The following is a 1,735-nucleotide window of genomic DNA, read 5'->3' as shown; positions in this document are numbered from 1 at the left end:
GACTCGGCCTGTGCGCACCAGGGGAATTCGGAGGCCCAGTGGGCGGCGTCGAGCAGGGCCGGACCGTGCCCCCGCAGGTGCTCGTCGGCCGGGTGGTGCCGCAGGTCGGCGGTGAGATAGGCGTCCACGCCGAGCCTGGTGACCGTGCCGAGCAACGAGTCGCCCGCGCCGCCGCACACCGCGACCCGCCGGATCGTCCGGTCCGGGTCACCGGCCGCGCGCACGCCCCACACGGTCGGCGGCAGGCCCGCAGCGACGCGTTCGGTGAACTCACGCAGGGTCAGCGGCCCCGGCAGCTCGCCGACGCGGCCGAGGCCGAGCCCCGTCGGGATGTCCGCGCGCTCGGTGACGTGATAGGCGGGCTGCTCGTAGGGGTGGGCGGCGCGCAGAGCGGCCAGGATCGCGGCGCGGGCGCGGGGGGCGGCGACGACCTCGACGCGGTCCTCGGCGACCACCTCGAGGTCGCCGATCCTGCCGATCGCCGGGTTCGCGCCGGGCATGGGCCGGAACTGTCCTTCGGAGGGGATGCGCACGGCGCACTCCCGGTACTCACCGGAACCGCCCGCACCGGCGGCGAACAGGGCGCGCAGCACGGCGTCGGTGTGCGAGCGCGGCACCTGGACGGTCCACTTGTCCACGGGGGAGGCGGGTTCGGCCTCCAGCGGGCCGGTGACGGTCAGGCCGACGGCGGCGGCCAGCGCGTCGGAGACGCCGGGGTCGGCGGAGTCCGCGTTGGTGTGGGCGGTGAACAGGGCACACCCGGAACGGATGAGCCGGTGCAGCAGCGCGCCTTTCGGGGTGTCGGCGGCAACGGTGTCCACCCCGCGCAGCAGCAGCGGGTGGTGCACGACCAGCGCCTGGGCGCGCCAGTCGATCGCCTCCTCGACCACCTCGGCGGTGGCGTCGACGGCGAAGAGCACGCGGGCGACCTCGTCGCCGGGGTCGCCGCACACCAGTCCGACCGAGTCCCACGATTCGGCGAGCCGCGGCGGGTAGGCCGCGTCGAGCGCGTCGATGAGATCTGCCAGTTTCGTCACCCTCGTCCTCCTGTTCCGCAGGTCGGCAGCGATGCCCGCAACCCGTCGATCAACCGGTCCACCTCGGCCTGCGCGCGCACCGCCACCCGCAGGTGATCGGGGCCGAGACCGGGGAAGGTGTCGGCGCGGCGGACCGCGATGCCCAGGTCGGCCAGCCGCGTGCGCATCCGCGCCCCGTCCGGCACGCCGAGCAGCAGGAACGGGGCATGCGCCGGGGCGTGCACGTCGAGGCCGAGGCCGGCGAGGCGGCCGGTCATCGCCGTTCGCCGTTCGGCCAGGGTGCGGGCGCAGGCCTGCGATTCGGCGACGGCCTCGGGTGTGGCGGTGGCGCGGATCGCCTCCAGTTGCAGGGTCCCCAGCGGCCAGTGCGGGCGGCCGTGCGCCAGGCGGTCGAGCAGGGCCCGGTCGCCGAGGAGGTAGCCGCAGCGCAGGCCCGCCAGCGCCCAGGTCTTGGTCAGGCTGCGCAGGACCAGCACATCGGGGCAGGCGGTGGCCGCCAGCGATTCGGGTTCGCCGGGGATCGCGTCCATGAAGGCCTCGTCGACCACCACGATCCGGCCGGGGCGGCGCAGCGCGCGGACGGTCTCGGCGGGGTGCAGCACCGAGGTGGGGTTGGTGGGATTGCCGAGCACCACCAGGTCCGCCTCCTCCGGCACGGCGGCGGGGTCGAGCGCGTAGGGCCGCTCCAGGACCACGCG

2 protein-coding genes are annotated in these 1,735 nt (G+C 75.7%); both read right to left on the bottom strand.

Going from position 1 to position 1,735, the window contains the following annotated elements:
- The coding region (locus tag QH283_RS22215; protein ID WP_280504900.1) for a Nif3-like dinuclear metal center hexameric protein at positions 1-1,037 on the bottom strand (1,037 nt) is incomplete at its 3' end.
- On the bottom strand, positions 1,034-1,735 hold a 702-nt coding region (locus QH283_RS22210; RefSeq protein ID WP_280504899.1), incomplete at its 5' end, for an aminotransferase class I/II-fold pyridoxal phosphate-dependent enzyme. The genes QH283_RS22210 and QH283_RS22215, both read right to left, overlap by 4 nt.

Source organism: Nocardia farcinica (assembly GCF_029867845.1).
Lineage (GTDB): Bacteria > Actinomycetota > Actinomycetes > Mycobacteriales > Mycobacteriaceae > Nocardia > Nocardia farcinica_A.
Note: the sequence above shows the minus strand (reverse complement) of the source record. Positions and strands in the feature narration are given on the sequence as shown.